Origin of the sequence: Vibrio sp. ED002 (genome assembly GCF_023277445.1) — a bacterium.
In the GTDB taxonomy this organism is placed as follows: Bacteria; Pseudomonadota; Gammaproteobacteria; order Enterobacterales; family Vibrionaceae; genus Vibrio; species Vibrio jasicida.
In genome coordinates this window covers 940974-960061 of sequence record NZ_CP080239.1, presented here as the reverse complement: position 1 = coordinate 960061, position 19088 = coordinate 940974, and the positions used below count along the sequence as shown (strand labels likewise).

At 46.8% G+C, this 19088-nt stretch carries 14 protein-coding genes; 10 read left to right on the top strand and 4 right to left on the bottom strand.

What is annotated here, in order from left to right:
• Window positions 1–107 precede the first annotated feature (107 nt).
• From ITG12_RS20995 to ITG12_RS20985, 3 genes are all read right to left on the bottom strand, one after another.
• Window positions 108–1448, bottom strand: a complete 1341-nt coding sequence (locus ITG12_RS20995) for a sensor histidine kinase (RefSeq protein ID WP_248874989.1) — start codon at window positions 1446–1448, stop codon at window positions 108–110.
• A complete protein-coding gene (locus tag ITG12_RS20990; protein ID WP_248874987.1) occupies window positions 1445–2203 on the bottom strand; it encodes a response regulator transcription factor in 759 nt (252 codons plus the stop codon). The genes ITG12_RS20995 and ITG12_RS20990 overlap by 4 nt, the downstream gene beginning before the upstream one ends.
• 206 nt (window positions 2204–2409) lie before the next feature.
• Window positions 2410–3975, bottom strand: a complete 1566-nt coding sequence (locus ITG12_RS20985; protein ID WP_038867939.1) for an arylsulfatase — start codon at window positions 3973–3975, stop codon at window positions 2410–2412.
• Between the two features lie 345 nt (window positions 3976–4320).
• Here ITG12_RS20985 and ITG12_RS20980 point away from each other — a divergent pair, with 345 nt between their 5' ends.
• Together ITG12_RS20980 and ITG12_RS20975 are read left to right on the top strand one after the other, a co-directional pair.
• Window positions 4321–5868 carry an arylsulfatase gene (locus ITG12_RS20980; RefSeq protein WP_038867937.1) on the top strand — a complete coding sequence of 516 codons (1548 nt, stop codon included), beginning with the start codon at window positions 4321–4323 and terminating at the stop codon, window positions 5866–5868.
• Window positions 5869–6020: 152 nt separating this feature from the next.
• Window positions 6021–8372, top strand: coding sequence for a multiheme c-type cytochrome (locus ITG12_RS20975; protein WP_248874985.1), 2352 nt, complete (start codon window positions 6021–6023; stop codon window positions 8370–8372).
• Here the strand turns inward: ITG12_RS20975 and ITG12_RS20970 are convergent.
• Window positions 8359–9228: a LysR family transcriptional regulator gene (locus tag ITG12_RS20970; protein ID WP_038867932.1), complete on the bottom strand. Its 870-nt coding sequence runs from the start codon at window positions 9226–9228 to the stop codon at window positions 8359–8361. The genes ITG12_RS20975 and ITG12_RS20970 overlap by 14 nt on opposite strands.
• A gap of 126 nt (window positions 9229–9354) precedes the next feature.
• On the opposite strand from ITG12_RS20970, the gene ITG12_RS20965 reads away from it, so the two are divergent.
• From ITG12_RS20965 to ITG12_RS20930, 8 genes are all read left to right on the top strand, one after another.
• Window positions 9355–10878 carry an arylsulfatase gene (locus tag ITG12_RS20965; RefSeq protein ID WP_248874983.1) on the top strand — a complete coding sequence of 508 codons (1524 nt, stop codon included), beginning with the start codon at window positions 9355–9357 and terminating at the stop codon, window positions 10876–10878.
• Window positions 10879–10973: 95 nt separating this feature from the next.
• Entirely contained in the window at window positions 10974–12290 is a 1317-nt protein-coding gene (locus ITG12_RS20960) for an anaerobic sulfatase maturase (protein WP_248874981.1), read from the top strand.
• Window positions 12291–12355: 65 nt separating this feature from the next.
• The gene (locus tag ITG12_RS20955) at window positions 12356–13339 is read left to right on the top strand and encodes a MoxR family ATPase (RefSeq protein WP_038867926.1); all 984 of its coding nucleotides are present in this window, start codon (window positions 12356–12358) and stop codon (window positions 13337–13339) included.
• A gap of 12 nt (window positions 13340–13351) precedes the next feature.
• Window positions 13352–14314 carry a DUF58 domain-containing protein gene (locus ITG12_RS20950; protein WP_038867924.1) on the top strand — a complete coding sequence of 321 codons (963 nt, stop codon included), beginning with the start codon at window positions 13352–13354 and terminating at the stop codon, window positions 14312–14314.
• Window positions 14315–14866, top strand: coding sequence for a DUF4381 domain-containing protein (locus ITG12_RS20945; protein ID WP_248874979.1), 552 nt, complete (start codon window positions 14315–14317; stop codon window positions 14864–14866).
• Complete coding sequence (locus ITG12_RS20940; protein WP_248874977.1) at window positions 14859–15950, top strand: VWA domain-containing protein; 1092 nt, start codon at window positions 14859–14861, stop codon at window positions 15948–15950. The genes ITG12_RS20945 and ITG12_RS20940 overlap by 8 nt, the downstream gene beginning before the upstream one ends.
• Window positions 15943–17688, top strand: coding sequence for a VWA domain-containing protein (locus ITG12_RS20935; RefSeq protein ID WP_248874975.1), 1746 nt, complete (start codon window positions 15943–15945; stop codon window positions 17686–17688). The genes ITG12_RS20940 and ITG12_RS20935 overlap by 8 nt, the downstream gene beginning before the upstream one ends.
• A complete protein-coding gene (locus tag ITG12_RS20930) occupies window positions 17685–18992 on the top strand; it encodes a BatD family protein (RefSeq protein WP_248874974.1) in 1308 nt (435 codons plus the stop codon). The genes ITG12_RS20935 and ITG12_RS20930 overlap by 4 nt, the downstream gene beginning before the upstream one ends.
• The last annotated feature ends 96 nt before the right edge of the window (window positions 18993–19088 follow it).

Genomic DNA, 19088 nt, shown 5'->3' with positions numbered 1-19088 from the left:
GTAACCTCCATTGTTAATGAGAATTATTATCGAGTGAGATTTTGGTGATTCTTCCACGCTGAGTAAACGACTTTTACAACTGTTACAATCCTTGTTATAGGTGAGGCTTAACGTCGTTTGGGCAAGGTAATATCCATCACTAAACCTCGCTCTGGTGCATTGTAGGCAACGATCTTGCCGCCAACGGCTTCAATGTGCCTCTTCGCTAACGCTAGCCCAACACCAAAGCCCTTACGTGATGCGACTTGATTATTGGCTTTAAAGAAAGGTTTGAAAATTTGTTGATACAAACTTGGGTCGATACCAGGCCCAGAATCGGCAATGACGATTTGATAATGCTCGCTACTGTTTCGCACCTCAATTTTTAGCGCTTCATTAGGTTGGGTGTAACGTAAACCGTTGCGAATGACGTTTTCTAACGATTGGCTGAGTGCCATTTGGTTGGAGTCATTGATAGGTAGTGGTTCGTCTTGCTGCAGGAACACGTGCCTATCGGGGTATTCAAATCGTGCATCTTCAACGATGATTTCAACCAGTTCCGCTAAGTCAAATGCTTCCGTTCTGAGGTTTGGTTGTTCGTTTTCAATCCATGCAAGGGTGAGGGTGTCTTCTGCTGTACTACGCATCTTATGAGTGTCGCTCTTAATGCGTTGCAACATTTGCTCGCGCTCAATGTTTTTATCGACGCAGTCTATGGCCATTTCTATACGAGCGAGTGGGGTACGTATCTCATGTGACATGTCGGCGATTAAGTTTCTGTTGTGTTGAATCACATCTGAGGTTCGTTCCGCCATTTTGTCGAAAGTTCGCGCGACTTGGCTTATTTCATCGTTGCCTAACTTCATGGTCTGTCCAATTCGCGCCGAATAATCCCCTTGGCTGAAAGCTTGGCTTGCTCGGTGGAACTGCTGTAATGGACGCATGACGTAACGGTACAAATACATCGTAAGTGCCAGTAAAGAGAGAAATGGAATCACAAAACGAAACAACCAAAACGCATGGGACATGTAAGTACCAGGGCGCATTCGGTCGGGCAGTAGAATCAGAAAATGATACCCAAAAGGAGAAAGCGGCACTTCCATGATGGGATTATCTGGAAAATCGAGGTGGATTTTCCACTCAACACTTCGACCAATGCCGTAGCCTTCCCAAAAGCGCTCATTGAGCGGATTGCCGCCTTTTACGTCTAGATGTGATTGCAGAACCGTTGCCCAAGTAGACTCATTCGCAGCGAGTTCTTCTAACCAAGTGTCCAAACCTTGCCAATCTTGCTGGTCGATATATGTTTGTGCTGTAGAGCCCCAATCGAGGATCTGCTGACGATGGGACTTCTTAAGGTAGCTCATCTTTTCATTAGAAAGAATGGCAGCGCTATGAATCAAAGAAAAGAAGATCACCACACCGAGAGATAAGACGACAAACAGTCGCCAGAACAACATTTTCTTCATTTGAAAATATACCCTTTGCCATGCACGGTCTGGATACGGTCGTTCGACATACCTTCTGCAATGAGACGTTTGCGCACACGGCTCAAGTGCATGTCTAGGGCACGGTCATATTGGCTAAATTGACGCTCTAGTACGGTCTGATAAAGAAAGGGTTTACTCAGCACTTCTTCGCGGTGCTCGATTAACGTCCACAGCAGTTTAAATTGAATAGGTGTCAGTTGAATGGGGTTCATCTCAGGACGATGATGGAGCGTTACCGTGTGAGTTTGTTTATCGAGGAGTAACTCTCTCTCACTGAGTTGCGTCGCGGAATTGGGCTGCTTGATGAGTTGGGTGCGACGTAAAATTGCTTCTATACGTAAACTCACTTCGGTGAAGTTACAGGGTTTGGTGATGTAATCATCCGCTCCGCATTTAAGGCCCTGAATTCGATATTCTTCTGCGCCAAATGCAGTCAGCATAACTACGGGTGTTTGTGACTGAGAACGAATGACATTAAGCACTTCGAAACCATCGAGGTTAGGGAGGTTGACATCGAGTATGACCAAATCAAAGTCTTGCTGCTGAAAAGCCTTAACGGCTTCATCCCCGCAAAACATCGAGATGACTTGATAGCGTTGCTCTTTAAGTAGTCGGGTGAGTTGAAGGTTTAGATCTGGGTCATCTTCGACCAATAAGATTGAAGGAGCAGGAACAGGTGAACTCGATGACCAGTTTGGCTTTGGCTGAACGGGGACTGACGTTGGGCTAAACATGTTGATATATCACTTATTATCGATAATGCGAACTATTATCAATGATGACTTGGTTAAAATCAACGTGATGAATGAGAAAGCTATCAGTTATTTATAAAGAGCCTTCAAAGTGCGACATGTCTAGAAGTTTTGCTTGAGCGGGGAAGGTCGCGACAAAAAGAAAGCCCACCTGAATCGATGGGCTTTTTCGGTAGTTGCAAAAGAAACTAGTTCATTTTTTTAACTTCTTGCTGAAGTTGCTCTAGCTGCTTCATCTTGCCTTGTAGGCCAAGAGATTGGTAGCTAATCGACGCTGGGTTCATCATCTGACCTTGCTGCATTGGGTAATCTGGCAGCGTCTTGAAGAACTCACCAAGAACGTCTTGGATTGGTACGAACAACCACATGTTGTCTGCCATCCAGCGTAGGTACATACCAGATTCGTGCGGTGCTTTCTCGAATGGGTCAGCACGTAAATGGATGATCTTCGGCCAGTTTGGAGAGAAACGAACTGCATCGGTAATGTTACCTTCTAGGGTTGCGAAGTGCAGTTTCCAGTCGTTCCAACGAACTGCGTTTAGCTCACCATTAGCAGTGAAGTAAAGCAGTGACTCACGAGGACCTTTCTCTTCTTTACCTTGGAAGTAAGGCATGAAGTTGTAACCATCAATGTGTACGCGCCAGTCTTTACCGTTCGCTTTGTAGCCTTTCGCTAGCTTCTCTTTCACGTCAGGAACGCCGGCTGCAGCCATTAGAGTTGGTAGCCAGTCTTGGTGCGCCATCATTTCGTTGATCTTAGTACCTGGTTCGATTACGCCAGGCCAACGAACAAGTTGAGGTACGCGCATACCGCCTTCCCATGTCGTGCCTTTTTCACCATGGAATGGTGTTGCACCGCCGTCAGGCCACGATACAGTTTCTGCACCGTTATCGGTTGAGTAGATAACGATGGTGTTGTCTGCGACACCTAGCTCATCCAGTTTATCCAGTAGAATACCCACTTGATCATCATGCTCTAACATGCCGTCGGCGTAGATACTGATGCCAGATTTACCTTGGTATTTTTCCTGAAGGCGAGTCCAAACGTGCATACGAGTGGTGTTGTGCCAGATAAAGAATGGCTTGTCTGCTTTCACGGCTTTTTCCATGAACGCCAGTGACGTTTCTAGGAATTCTTCATCCGCGTGCTCCATACGCTTACGCGTCATTGGGCCTGTATCTTCAATCTTACCGTCAGCAAAAGACTTGATTACACCACGAGGGCCGTAGTTTTTACGGAACTCAGGATCTTTCGGGTAGTAGTAAGTTTCTGGTTCTTCTTCAGCATTGAGGTGATAAAGGTTACCGAAGAACTCGTCGAAACCGTGGTTAGTTGGCAAGTGTTGGTCTTGGTCACCTAAGTGGTTTTTACCAAACTGAGCCGTCATGTAACCTTGACCTTTAAGTAGGTCTGCAATGGTCGGTGCCCAATCAGGGATACCGTGAGTAGAGCCTGGCATACCGATTGTAAGCAAGCCAGTACGGAACGGTTCTTGGCCTGTGATAAATGCTGCACGGCCTGCAGTACAAGATTGCTGACCGTAGTGATCAGTAAATAGTGCCCCCTCGTTTGCAATACGGTCGATATTCGGGGTTTCGTAACCCATCATACCTTGGTTGTATGCACTGATGTTCCAGTAACCGACATCATCACCAAAGATCGCTAGGATGTTTGGTTTGTCTGCCGCCACTGCTGCGCTTGAGGTTGCCAGTACGCCGAGACCGACAGCCAGCTTGCTCATTTGGTTAGCCATAAAAACTCCAAATTGGTTGTAAGTTGGAAAAGAAGCCTAGGTACCGCCCATGCTTCGTTGGCTATTAAGTTAATGATGCAATTGAAGAATGTCGCTTTATAGTGTTTATAACCATAAGTTATGTAGAGAAATAACTTGTTGTTTTATCAGTTGATTGTTTCGACCTTAGGATTTGTAGGGAAAACTGAAGCGAGACTCAGGTCACGTTAATCCGCTTTCTAAATAGGGATATAAGACCTTAGTTTTAACCAAAGTGTAATTATGCTATTTGATTCGCATTCGTCTGTTTTGTGAGCTATACGTTTGTGTGCAGGATGCACTTTTCTATTACATACAGAGGTTTATATGACAGCGAATTATGGCGTGAAACGCCGATTAGCGATTCTTGCCGCTGCTTTTATCGGCGCGACAGGTAGCAGTATCGCAGCAGAGAAACCGAATATTCTGGTCATTTGGGGCGATGATATCGGTCAATCTAATATCAGTGCTTACACATTTGGCTTAATGGGATACAAAACACCGAACATCGATAGCATTGCGAAAGAAGGCATGATGTTCACCGACTATTACGGCGAGCAATCTTGTACTGCAGGCCGTTCTACCTTCATTACCGGACAAACGGTATTGAGAACTGGCTTAAGTAAAGTTGGCCTTCCGGGTGCAGATTTAGGTCTTCAGGCGGAAGATGCAACGATTGCAGAAATGCTTAAACCACTTGGCTACATGACAGGTCAGTTTGGTAAAAACCACCTTGGCGACAAAGACGAACACCTTCCAACCAATCACGGCTTCGACGAATTTTTTGGCAACCTTTACCATTTGAACGCCGAGGAAGAGCCTGAGAATGTGGACTACCCGAAAGATCCAGAATTCCGTAAGAAATTCGGTCCTCGTGGGGTTATTAAGTCCTTTGCTGACGGCAAAATCGAAGATACCGGCCCTCTAACGCGTAAGCGTATGGAAACGGTGGATGGAGAAACGTTAGATGCGGCGCTTGATTTTATGGATCGAGCAGTGAAGGCTGACAAGCCTTTCTTTGTCTGGTGGAACGCAACACGCATGCACTTCCGCACACACGTGAAAGAAGAAAACTTGGGCAAAACTGGTATCAGTTTTTATGCCGACGGTATGGTAGAACACGATAACCAAGTAGGCGAGCTGCTGAAAAAAGTGGATGACTTGGGCATCAAAGACAACACCATCGTATTTTACTCAACCGATAACGGCCCGCACATGAACTCTTGGCCAGATGCGGGTACAACCCCATTCCGTGGTGAGAAGAACACCAACTGGGAAGGTGCGTTCCGTGTTCCTGCAATGGTACGTTGGCCAGGTAAGATTGAAGCGGGCAGCGTTTCTAACGAAATTATGCACCACATGGACTGGATGCCAACCTTGGTGGCGGCGGCTGGTGATGACCAAATCAAAGAGAAGCTGCTGAAAGGCTACACGGCGGGTGATAAGACATTTAAGAATCATCTCGATGGTTACAACTTCTTGCCTTACCTAACTGGTAAAGAAGAGAAAGGCCCACGTGAAGAGATCTTCTACTTCACTGATGATGGTGATTTGAGTTCACTTCGCTTCCGCAACTGGAAGATCGTATTCCTAGAGCAGCGCGCAAAAGGCACACTACGTATCTGGGCTGAACCGTTTACGCCATTACGTGTGCCTAAGATCTTCAACCTACGCATGGACCCATACGAAGTGGCGGACATTACGTCTAACACTTATTACGACTGGCTGATTGACCACGCATACATGCTGGTTCCAGCACAGGCTTATGTAGGTAAATTCTTGGCAACGTTCGAAGAATTTCCACCGCGACAAAAAGCAGCAAGCTTCTCACTTGATCAAGTGATGGAGAAGTTGCAGGAAAGTCACAACAAATAAATTGATTGCAACCAAATGTGGGGCTCTTCGGAGCCTCTTTTTTTTGCACTGTGTTTAATTTTTTCTTAAAACGCATGTAATTGCTTGTCTAAAAAGGAAAAACACTTCTATCTTTGATTGGAGAATAAAAAGAATCACACACAAGGACAGTTATGACTCAGTGGGCAAGTTGGAAGCAGGCTTTGATCGGCCTAGCAGCGCTCGTCAGTTTTTCTCTGTTTGCACAGGAAACAGTATCTAAACGGTCAGCTTCTGCACAAGAAACCGTGTCGGTCGTACCACAATCAATCAATTCTTCAACGCAAACTTACGTAGGCAGCGAAGCGTGTATTGATTGCCACAAGAAAGAAACCGAAGCGTGGCAAGGTTCTCATCACGATATGGCGATGCGTCATGCCGATGCGGAATCCGTTCTCGGTGATTTTGATGACCACACATTCACTTTTGAAGGTAAGCCAAATCGCTTCTATCGAAAAGGGAGTGAATATTGGGTCAATATCCAAGGGCCTGATGGTGAGTGGCATGATTACAAAATCAGCTACACCTTTGCGTGGGAGCCGCTCCAACAATACATGGTGGAATTTGAAGACGGGCGTGTGCAGTTAATTCCTTTCGCTTGGGATTCGAGAGCCAAGCAAGAAGGCGGACAGCGCTGGTTCCATCTTTATCCCGACACCACTCCCAAAGATGAGTTTTACTGGACGAACACGGGTCAGAATTGGAACTTCATGTGTGCTGATTGCCATTCAACCAATCTAGAAAAAAACTACGATGCAACTGCCAATACGTATTCAACAACATGGTCAGAAATCAATGTCGGTTGCGAAGCATGTCATGGCCCAGCCAGTGAACACGTAGAACTTGCCAAACAAGCGGAAAAATCTGGGAATACCATCACCTCAGCGAACCATTATGGCTTTGATCGAGATTTAGGTATGGCAGTAAAAGAGTGGGTCTACGAAGAAGGGCACAGCACGCTCCAACCAAAAGAAATCGCGATGACTCATCAAGTTCAAACCTGTGCGCAGTGTCATAGCCGTCGTACACAGTTAAATGAAAGTGCGGACCATGTTAAAGGCTCCTTCTTGGATAAATATCGTCTAAGCCTAATTACACCGGAGCTCTATTATCACGATGGTCAGATTTACGATGAAGATTACGTTTATGGCTCATTTTTGCAGTCTGCCATGGCAGAGAAAGGGGTAACTTGTACCAACTGCCACGATCCTCATACCGCAGAGTTAAAAATCCCTGAAGAAGCGGTTTGTGCTCAGTGCCATATTGCGTCTGACTACATGCCGGAGAATCACACCTTCCATGAGGCAAATACCGAGGCATCCCAATGCACCACTTGCCACATGCCGGAAACGACCTACATGCAAGTTGACCCGCGTCGTGACCACAGTTGGCATGTGCCACGTCCAGATCTGAGCCAGCACATCAATACGCCAAACGTCTGTACATCATGTCATGAAGACGAAACCAATCAGTGGGCGGATCAGAAAATAGGTGAGTGGTTCCCGAATTCGAAATACCGCAATCAAAAACACTTTGCCGTGGCATTCTACGCCGATTCTATTGGTCATCGTGGTGCGCCTGATGCGTTAGCGTATTCTGCTCAAGACTCATCGTTGAGTGATATTATTCGTGCATCAACTTTGGAGAGAATGGGCGGCAATACTGGGCAAAACACCTTAGTGTCATTGGCAAGAGCGGTGAAGCATGAAAGCGACATGATTCGTCTTGGGGCTGTTGCTGGGTCTTCTGGTTATGAGTTCAGTGACCGGTGGCAAATCCTCGAATCATTACTGAGTGATCCTGTCTTATCGGTGCGTGCTGAAACTGCGGGTGCGTTGGTCCGTCATTATCCAGAGATGAACCCGCTGCAACGCGATAAGATTCGTCAGCCGTTGGAAGATTACATGGAAATCCAGCGTTTCAATGCGGATCGAGGCTTTGGACGAACTAATCTGGCGAACGTCTATCGAGACCTTGGCGAAACAGACAAAGCCATTGCGTCTTACCAAAAGGCGATTGAAATAGAACCTTACTTCGAGAACAGCTATGCAAACTTAGCCGATTTGTATCGTGCACAGGGCAATGACAAAAAAGCATTAGAAACCTTGATGGCCGGGATTGAAGCTCAGCCGAAATCGAGTGCTTTGCCTTACAGCGCGGGTTTGGCATGGCTTCGTGTTGGAGATAGCGCTAAGGCAAACCAATATTTGAAACAAGCGGCTGAAACGGCAGAACACAACCCGCAGTATTGGTATGTTTATGGGCTCGCTCTGGAGAACTCAGACGTGCTTGCGGCCAGTAAAGCGTTGAACACCGCTTACAAAGTGGGAGGCAACCCACAGCACTTGTTTGCGGAATGTGAGGTGCTGGCTAGAAACTACAAAGATGGCTCTGTTGCATTTGCTTTTGAGCAGTGTTTGAAGCAACTAGGAGAGTTTGCGACAGCTGATGTGATTCAGCGTTTAAGAGCCTCTATAAATCAATAGGAGCGGCATGGGCAAACTCAAGTTGTTGCTTGACCTGTTCCCTTAAGCGCTGATGAGCGGGATTGTGCTCATCACGCTTATGATAGACGAATTTATAGGGGATACGGTCGATTTCAATCGGGCATTCAAGGATCTGTAACTTGAGTGCCTTACTCCATTTCATCGCAAACGATCGAGAAACAACGCCTAGACAATCTCGTTGTGCAACATACATTGCCATCCCCGCCAAAGATGACGTTACGATCTCTACATTTCGCTCCTGAATCGGCTCTTTTGCCAGTTGCTCGAAGCCAGAAGTGTTGTTCCACTTGCCTGAAAATATACAGTGAGTTTCACGATAAAAATCTTCTCGGCTCAGTGTCCCTTGGATTCTTGGATGACTTTGACGACAGATGATCATTGCGGGTTCATCGTAGGCGTTTTCTATCACGAAAGAGGAGTCTTTGGTGATAATGGTATCAATCACTAAATCCATTTTTTGCTGTCGAATTTGTTCAAACAACAAGTACTTTTCCGGTGGAGACTCGTGGAAAACAACGTTTTCAATCGGATTTAAACTGTGGAGTAAGGTTTCTGAGCAGCAGACTTGAAAAGTGGTTCTTTCTGAAATGGCGTTGTCTACGATGCTCACTGCCTGACGAAACTGCGGCATGAGTTGATACGCGGTTGAAGTGGGTGCGATCCCTCGTCCTTGTTTGACGAAAAGCTGTTTTCCTACCACTTGTTCGAGCCGTTTAATCGAAGCGCTCACCGCAGGTTGCGTAAGGCCTAAATAGTCGGCCGCTTTGGTGTAGGACTGATACTCAGCGACCACCAAAAAAGTTTGAATCAAGTTTAAGTCCATCTTGTTACCCATAAACTAAATTTATATATCAACGTATCTGAACTCTATTTATCCGTCAAATAACAAGTTTTATCTTAATCAAATCTTGGTATCTGATTTCTACCAAGATTCGCAGCAACGGATTTATGGAGCCCTTTTATGGCAAACCACGATAAAAAACGCGTCAAGAAGTTGGTATTAAACGCTTGTACGCTTGCGATCGGAGCGGCATCAGCGACCGCGACCGCTTACTCGGCAGAACAGCCTAACATTCTCGTTATCTTTGGTGACGATGTCGGTTACTGGAACTTGAGTGCTTACAACGGTGGTATGCTGGCTTACAGCACACCAAATATTGATAGCATTGCAAGAGACGGTGCTAAGTTTACCAACTTCTACGCTCAGCAAAGCTCAACGGCAGGTCGCTCTGCGTTCATCACGGGACAAATGCCAAAACGTACCGGCTTGTCTAAGGTTGGTTTGCCAGGAGCGAAAGAAGGGATTTCTGAGAAAGATCCAACTATTGCGACACTGCTACGTGACCTTGGTTACGCAACGGGTCAATTTGGTAAAAACCACCTTGGTGACCGCGATGAACACTTGCCGACCAACCACGGTTTCGACGAGTTCTTTGGCAACCTCTACCACTTAAATGCGGAAGAAGAGCCGGAGAACGTTGACTACCCACAAGATCCTGAATTTAAGAAGAAGTTCGGTCCTCGTGGTGTGATCCACTCTTATGCGGATGGCAAGATTGAAGATACCGGCCCATTGACGCGCAAACGCATGGAAACGGTTGATGACGAGTTCCTAGATGAAGCGGAGAAGTTTATCGAGAAACAAGTCAAAGCCGACAAGCCTTTCTTTACGTGGTTTAACACCACGCGCATGCACAACTTCACGCACGTTCCAGACGACTACAAAGGTAAAACAGGTGCAGGTTTTTACGCCGATGGTGTGAAGCAACACGATGATCAAATTGGTCACTTGCTCAATAAGATTAAAGAGCTTGGCGTTGATGACAACACCATCATTGTTTACACCACAGATAACGGCCCAATGATCAACTTGTGGCCAGACGCGGGTATGACGCCATTCCGTAGTGAGAAAAACACCGGTTGGGAAGGTGGCTTCCGTGTTCCTGCAGTGATTAAGTGGCCGGGCCATATCCAAGCGGGCACGACGTTTAACGGCATTGTGTCTCTGGAAGACTTCTTACCAACATTGGTCGCTGCGGCGGGCAACAGCAACGTCAAACAAGAACTGTTGAAAGGCAAGAAAGTGGGCGATATGAACTACAACGTTCACTTAGACGGTTACAACCAACTGCCTTACCTAACGGGTAAAACGGACAAGTCTGCTCGTAACGAATTTGTTTACTGGAGTGATGACGGCGATTTACTGGCTTTACGTTACGGCAAATACAAATATCACTTCTTGATTCAAGAAAACGAAACCGGTTTAGATATCTGGAAGAAACCATTTACTAAACTCCGTGTACCACAAATCTATGATTTGAGTATCGACCCATTTGAGCGTGGCGATACTGGTATGGGTTACGACCGTTGGATGTACGAACGTTCATTCTTGATGATGCCTGCGGTTGAAAAAGTAAAAGAGGTCATGGAAACCTTCAAAGAGTACCCGCCGCGTATGGCTCCGGGCTCGTTTGTTCCGAAATAACGTTTTGTCCATAGGTCTATAGACCCTAGTTATTGTCCTTAAATACAGCGCCCAACTTGGGCGCTGACTTTCTTCTGCTTTCGAGATCGTTCTTTATGAAAAAACAAACTCACATTCATACTACTCAAATGGCATTAACTCCCCTCAAAACGGCGTTTGTATCTAATAGTGATAAAGTCGAACGACGTTTTCACGTGATGGCGAAACCGGGCGGGGCAAAATGCAATATCGATTGTCAGTACTGTTTTTATCTGCACAAAGATGAATTACTCAATCAAGGCACTCAACCAAAAATGGACGATGCAACACTTGAGGCATTCATAAAGAGCTATATCGAAAGCCAAGATGGTGAGGAGGTTGTGTTTTCTTGGCAGGGTGGTGAACCAACACTGTTGGGGTTGGATTACTTCAAGAAGGTTGTCGAACTGCAAAACAAATACGCTAAACAAGGCGTTCGCATCGAAAACGACCTTCAAACCAATGGCCTGTTATTAAACGAGGCTTGGTGTCAGTTTCTGCATGACCACGGGTTTCTGGTTGGTTTATCGATAGATGGTCCTGAATTTATCCACGATAAATACCGCAAAACCCGAAGTGGAAAACCGACCTTTCAACGCGTCATGCAAGCCGTTGACCTGATGAAGCGTTATAATGTGTCATTCAATGCGTTGGTGACAGTAAACCGCTTTAACGCCAAATATCCGCTCGAAGTGTATCGCTTCCTCACTCAAGAACTCGGCGTCACTTATATCCAATTCACACCTTGTGTTGAACCTCGGTCTTTCACTCAAACCGCTCCCCATTTCTGGAAAGAAAACATGTCTCCAAAACTTGGCAGCGAATTAGCAAAGCCGGGACATTTGATGTCAGTGGTTACGGACTGGTCGGTCGATGCAGAAGAGTGGGGCGAGTTTCTGATTGCTGTATTTGAAGAATGGGTGAACAACGATCTTGGCAGAGTCTTGGTCAACCTTTTCGAAACCGCTGTCGTGCAAGTGATGGGGATGCCTTCGCAGTTGTGTGTTAGCGCAGAGTTCTGCGGCAAAGGCCTAGCGATTGAACACAATGGGGATGTGTTTAGCTGTGATCACTACGTTTATCCGGAATACCAACTGGCTAACATTCATGACCGATCTCTGAATGAAATTGCAATCTCAACTCGTCAATACAGCTTTGGCATGGCGAAAAAGTCTTCTTTGCCGCAATACTGCCTTGATTGCCCGTATTTGAAGTATTGCTGGGGAGAATGCCCAAAAAATCGGTTACTTACCGCGCCGAATGGTGAGGCTGGTCTAAACTACTTGTGTCCGGGAATAAAAATGTTCTTTGACCATTCGCTGCCAATCCTGGTTGGCATATCAAGGTTAATAAAGTCTTACAACTCAGGTGAATATAGCGAATATAACCTTTAGTTATTACTTTCAGTCTTATACTCAACTTTTAACGCTCAGGCTCCCGTAAACTCAATAGGCACACTATGAACCACGCACAACAAGCCATTAATGAATTAATCGAACAAACTGAAAAAAGCGTCATTGGACAAAGCCATGTGGTTCAGGCTTTGGTGATAGGGTTATTGACCAATGGTCACGTACTTTTAGAGGGCTTACCGGGAACGGCAAAAACCCGCTCGGTGAAGTCGCTTGCGAACCTACTTAACACCAGTTTTGGTCGTATTCAGTTTACACCCGACTTATTACCTTCAGACGTAACAGGTACCGAAGTGTACCAAGAGTTGGATGGTAAGCCTCAACTCCACTTCCAACCGGGACCAATTTTCAACAGCATTGTGTTAGCGGATGAGGTGAACCGTGCGCCAGCAAAAGTACAAGCCGCACTGCTAGAAGCAATGGCAGAAGGTACGATCACAGTGGGTGATAAGACACACGTCTTGCCTGAGTTGTTTATGGTGCTTGCAACGCAAAACCCTGTGGAGCAAGAGGGGACGTATCCATTGCCAGAAGCGCAGATGGACCGTTTTATCATGAAAGTGACTGTTGATTACCCAGAAGATGAAGCCGAGCGCGATATCATTCGTCTGGTACGCAGTGAAGAGTTGGGTTCAGAAACCAGTAATGAGCTAGTGACGCCAAAACACATCGAGCCTGAATTAGTGATTGAAGCGCGTCGCCAACTTCCTTCTATAGCCGTGTCTGAATTAGTCGAAAGCTACATCGTAGCGTTGGTAATGGCGACACGTAAACCAGAGCGTTACGCCGATTCCCAGCTACAAAAATGGATCGAAATCGGTGCGAGTCCTCGTGCATCTATCTCGTTAGACAAATGTGCTCGAGCTTATGCGTGGCTACAAGGGCGTGACCATGTAACGCCTGATGACGTACGTGCAATGGTGCCTTCGGTGCTGGGACATCGCTTCTCACTATCTTACGATGCGCTTGCCGATGGTGTTGATCATCAACGTGTAGTGCAAGAGTTGCTTGATTGTGTAGAAATCGGATAAGCAGGAGGGACTATGGCAAAGCCAACGCTTGCTCCTCAATCCCAAGGGCTCGACCCTCGCTTGTATTGCGATTACTCACGCTTGGTGCGTTTACAAGCGCAAGCCGAATCTTTCAGCCTGCTGCCTCATTTAAAAGCGGGCAGTGTGCTTTCTGGTCGTCATAACTCATTGTTCCGCGGACGTGGTTTGAACTTTGAAGAACTGCGCCATTACCAACTAGGGGACGACATCCGAAACCTAGATTGGAAAGTCACCATGCGCACAGGCAAGCCTCATGTGCGCAGTTACACCGAAGAAAAAGATCGTAATGTGATTGTCTGTGTAGATCAGCGCAGTGCGATGTTTTTCGCCTCGACCGAGGTCATGAAATCTGTGGTCGCTGCTGAAGTGGCGGCTATGTGTGGTTGGCGAGTATTGAAAGACGGTGACCGAGTTGGGTTTGTTATCGCCTCTGATTCTGCTCTATACCACAGCAAAGCTCAGCGTTCCCAAAACGATTTGCTCGCTCAACTGAAACGACTCTCTCAAGCCAACCAGCGCTTAAATGTGGACTCGTTAGATTCAGACAAAGTGACGTTCAGTAAATGGATTGAGCTCATCAAACGGATGAAGCTAAAACAATCTACGCTGATTTTCATCAGTGATTGGCGCGATTGCGAAGAGCACCACCTTGATCACCTTAAGCAGCTTCAACAGCATAATGACGTGTTAGCGGTGATGGTAAGCGATCCTCTAGAGCAGTCGCTTCCTCAAAATTTGGCGAAAGTGAAATGGGTGATTGGTGATGGTCGTTACCAGCTCAACTTAGACAGCAAAGCCAAAGTCGATGCCGCCAGTGCCAGTTTGGTTGAGAAAGCTCAGTTACAACGTCAATCACTAGCACAACTCATGGCAATCAAAAAGCTGCCTCATATCGAAATCGATACAACAGGTGACCACATTACTCAATTCCAAAAACTCGTTGGAGGCCGGTAAATGACAGACTTACACACGCCTCCAAGCACGTATATTCTGCGTGAACTGCATGATGTCGCGGTGCCAGAAAGCGTCAGCTGGGTGCCACAAACCATTGGTTGGAAGATCCTTGCAATTGTGGGTGCGATTGTACTCATGTATGTCGGCTACCGACTGGCACACCACTGGTGGGATAACCGTTACCGTAAAGAAGCTATTGAAGCGATTTCTCGTTTAACACCAGATGACGTCAGCATGCCGAAAGCGCTGTTCTCGATTCTGAAAATCGTCTTAATCCATCTTGATAGCTCTCATGCTCGCTTGTTTGATACCGCGTTCCTGCGCAAGTTAGATGAGCTTAACCCCAAGCACAAATTGTTTGATGATGAAATATCTAAGCGATGGCTGCAAAGTATCGTTGACCCAAGTGTCGAACTGGAAAAAACAGAGCGTTTACAACTTTTTGAACGTGCAACTGAGTGGGTGAAAGAGCACGATGAGAACGCTCACAACATTGAAAAGCGCACGCTTGCCTACAAAGCGCGTGCATTAAAAGGAGGTCGCCATGGGTGATCTTCTTGCTTCATGGCTTGGCATGAGCAGTTTTGAGTTTGAGCATCCGCTTTGGCTCATCATCTTGCCGCTGCCTTTGGTAGTGTATTTCCTCGTCCCAGCTTACCGCACCAAACAAATGGCCATCAAAGTGCCGTTCTTTAGTCAGCTTGTGGATGCGATTGGTGAAACGCCGTCAGAAGGCGCAAGCCAACTCACTCCGAGCTGGTGGCAGCGCGCAACGCTCATCATCTCTTGGCTTTTGGTCGTGACCGCAATGGCAAAGCCGACAGTACTTGGCGAGCCACAGGTGCGTGAAAGCTTAGGCCGCGATGTTATGGTCGTCGTCGATTTGTCTGGCTCAATGGCAGAGCAAGACTTCACATCCAAAACCGGTGAAAAGATCTCTCGTCTCGATGCAGCCAAAGAAGTATTGAGTGACTTTGCCAAAACGCGCAAAGGCGACCGCTTAGGGTTAATCTTGTTTGGCGATGCGGCATTTGTTCAAACCCCTTTCACGCCCGATCAAAAAGTGTGGTTAGAGTTGCTTAACCAAACGGATGTGGCGATGGCTGGGCAAAGTACTCACTTAGGTGATGCAATTGGCTTGGCGATTAAGGTGTTTGAGCAAAGTGAAAAGTCGCGTACCGACGTAGAAGAGAACAAAGAGAAAGTCGCCATTGTTCTGACAGATGGTAATGATACCGGAAGCTTCGTTGAGCCGATTGATGCGGCGAAAGTCGCGAAAGCCAAAGATGTACGTATCCACGTGATTGCCATGGGTGATCCACAAACCGTGGGTGAAACTGCACTAGATATGAATACGATCAAACGTATTGCCAAAGAATCCGGTGGTGAGGCGTTTGAAGCGCTCAACCGTGACGAACTTGCTAAAGCCTATGATGAGATTGGTAAGTTAGAGCCACAGCTTTATGAAAGTACCACTTACCGTCCCAAGCAAAGCTTGCATCATTACTTAATGGCTTTGGTGGTTGCGATGTATTTAACCGCGTTCTCGTTGGCAACATTTAAGCGTCGTCGACTATCAGTGACCAGTGAAGCTTCTGCACAAGCAGACAACGTAAAAGGAGAGCGCCATGTTTGATTCTCCTTTCACTAGTATGGGGCTAGAACAGTTCTTCACACAGTTCCATTTCATTCGTCCAATGTGGCTATTGGCGTTCATCCCTATGTTTCTTTTGCTTTGGTTAAGGTGGCGAGAAGAATCCAAACCAAGCTGGAAAGACATTCTTCCTGAGCATTTACGTAAAGCACTAACGATTGGCGACTATGGTTGGCGAAAACAACTGCCACTCAAGCTGCTTATGGTGATAGTAGCGATTGCGATCATCATCTGTGCCGGACCTTCTTGGGAGCGCCAAGCTTCTCCATTTGGCGAGGATAAAGCCTCCATGCTGGTGGTATTAGACAACAACGATTCAATGTTGCAAAAAGACCTTCCTCCAAGCCGTTTGGAACGCTCAAAGCAAAAGATCCGTGACCTATTGGCAGCAAGAAAAGGTGGCAGCACTGGGTTGGTTGTGTATGCGGGTTCTGCTCATGTCGCGATGCCTGTGACGCAAGACAGCAAAGTATTCGAACCGTTTCTAGCGGCGATAACACCAGAAATCATGCCAGTTGAAGGTAAACTTGCTGAGACGGCGTTGCCTTTGATTGACCAACAATTACAAGGCCAACCGGGTTCTACGGTTCTGTTGGTTACGGATGGTGTCAACCCGGCAACCATTACCGCTTACAAAAACTACTTTGCCGACAAGCCTTATCAATTGCTTATCTTGGCAGCGGGTAACTCGGACATTGTTTCTAACAACCCTGTCGACTTGGACTCGTTAAATAATCTTGCCGGCGCGACTGGTGGACGCCTTGTTGAAGTGACGGTATCCAACAGCGATATAGACAAGCTGAACCGTTTTGTTGAGCGAAACATGCAACTCAATGGCGAATCATCCATGCCTTGGAAAGACATGGGCTATCAACTGCTGTTCCCAATTGCGCTCATTATGATGCTTTGGTTCCGCAAAGGCTGGCTAGTGCAATGGTGTGTGGTGGCGATGGTATCAACGTCCCTATTTATGACGCCAAAAGCAATGGCGGAAACCGTCTCGCTCAAAGCGGATAAGCCTGGAGTGGTGCAAGAGGTAACTGTCTGGGATAAAGCGTCTCAATGGTGGTGGGATTTATGGCTCACGCCAAATCAACAAGGACAGCGTTTGTTCAACAAAAACGAATACCTTGAGGCAGCAAAGCACTTTACGGATCCGTTGCGTAAAGGGACAGCTTATTATTACGCAGGCGAATACAAACTGGCTCATACCGCTTTCTTGGAGATGCAAAACGACCCATCAGATGCGGTAAAAGACTATGGCTTATACAACGCTGCGAGTGCGTTGGCGCGTCAACGTGAGTATTTGGCCGCACTTAATTTGTTGCAAACACTGGCAGACAAAGACACCTTGAGTGAGCAATTACGACCAGACGTCGAGCACAACCTAAAAGTCATTGGTGGCATTGTCGAAGAGATTAACCGTACCAGTGAAAGCCAAGCGGGGACAACAGACGGACCCGAAGAGTCGTTTGAACTGGGTGACAACCCGCAAACGGCAGATGGGGCAGACGAAAAAACCGCGGCTGAATTAATGCTGAAAGAGAAACTCAATGCGAACGAAATCCTTGGCAGCCAAGAACTGGCGGATAAGTGGTTAAAACGCGTAGAGGCCGATCCTAAGTACTTCTTGCGCGCTAAATTCCAAATTCAACTGCGTGAACCCTTGAAAACGGAGCCGAAGCCAGAACCGCAACAAGAAGAGGAGCAAGCACAATGATGAATGCATTCAAACTTGGCGCTGACTCCGTGGTTGGGCGTCTAAGCACTATCTTGATGATGTTTACCTTGTTTTTTACTGGCTTGGCGAACGCGCAAGACATTCAAGACTTGCAGCGCAGCAATGATGTTGAATTGTTAGCATGGGTTGGTAAGCAGGGAGCAGGGGCCGATACGAAGGAAGCACCTAAGTTCAGCGTGAATGAGCAGGTGATCTTGTACATCGAAGTAGCAACCCCTCGCTGGTTCAGCGGTGGTACACGCATTGGCAGCGTAGAAATCCCTAACGTGATTGCGAAGCAGCGTAACCAATTAGCAACTAACTATACCGAGCGTAAAGGGGGGCAAACGTGGTCTCGTCAGCGTTGGGAAATAACCTTGTATCCGCAAGCCTCGGGACAATTTGTGATTCCACCGGTCGCCGTTGGTGTGCAAGTCTCTGCGCCTGATGGTTCGAAAGTGGCTGGTACGCTTTATACGCAGCCAATTAAGTTCGAAGCGTCTATGCCTTCTGGTTTGCTCAGTGATGAGTCTGCATGGTTTACCGCGACTAAGGTGAGTGTGGATCAGAAATGGACAACGTCTAACGATGAATTGAAAGTCGGTGATGCAATCACTCGCACTATTACGATTAATGCACAAGACAGTTTGTCAGTGTTGCTTCCAGACTTGTTATCCAATGATTCTACTGCCAGTTATCAAGCATACCCTCAACCAAACCGCTTAGACGATGAGCAAACGCGTGGCGATTACCAATCGAGTCGAATAGAAGAAAGCGTGTATGTGATCCAACAGGGCGGTGAGTTCACTTTGCCTGAACACAAGTTCCAATGGTGGAATAGTAAGAGTAAAGAGCTGGAAACGGTGGTGATTGAGGGCAAGACCTTCAAAGCCAAGCATACATTCAAATCGTTTGTTAGAGCTTATTCGGGCTGGTTGATTGGCAGCGCAGTGACGCTATTTGTTCTCGCTATCGCCGCCTTGAGCATTCACCGTTATTATCGTTCTCGTCCTACGCCTCCATGGTTAGTGTTCAGACGAATGGTGAAAGCGAATCGATGGGGCGCTGCTCGAGCAAGCTTGTATAAGCAGCTGAGAAGCAACACGGGTGGTCTTGAAATGAGTAAAGCCAATGACTCTGACGTTTGGCAGAAGCGTTCACAGCGCCTACATGAGGGGCAAGAGGACGCAAGCTTGATGAATGCGCTTTGGAAAGGGATACAAGCACTGAAGCCAAAACGCCAGAAGTGGGCAATACCCAAAGCCTTGCCGCAACTCGATAAGCAGGCAAGTAATAAGAAATAAAACGAAAAAGGACGCTGAATCAGCGTCCTTTTTTTGTTCTTTTTAATCGCAATAAGTACATGAGATGTCTATTTTAACGTGCTACAGATGACGCAA